The organism is Psychrobacter sp. GW64-MNA-CIBAN-0177 (genome assembly GCF_040309585.1).
Classification (GTDB): Bacteria; Pseudomonadota; Gammaproteobacteria; order Pseudomonadales; family Moraxellaceae; genus Psychrobacter; species Psychrobacter okhotskensis.
Genome location: NZ_JBEOOY010000642.1, coordinates 1 through 233 on the forward strand (window position 1 = coordinate 1; position 233 = coordinate 233).

The 233-nt window shown below is 60.9% G+C and carries 1 protein-coding gene; it reads left to right on the forward strand.

Translation table 11 applies throughout. The annotated features are described in order from the left end of the window. The coding region (locus tag AAEY79_RS16525) for a solute carrier family 23 protein (RefSeq protein WP_352289888.1) at positions 1-233 on the forward strand (233 nt) is incomplete at both ends.

The window sequence follows — 233 nt, forward strand, 5'->3', positions numbered from 1 at the left end:
CCCTCGGCCTCACCGCTCACTTGCCCTACCTGATCAGCATGGCGTTGATGGTTTCCGGCGTAGGCACCTTCATCCAGGCACGCAGGCCGTTTGGCATCGGTGCCGGCATGATCTGCCTGCAAGGCACCAGCTTTGCGTTTCGCGGCGCGGTGTTGTCAGCAGGCTTTCTGGTGAAGCAACGCGGTGGCAGCCCGGAAGACATTCTGGCGATGATTTTCGGCGTGTGCTTCTTC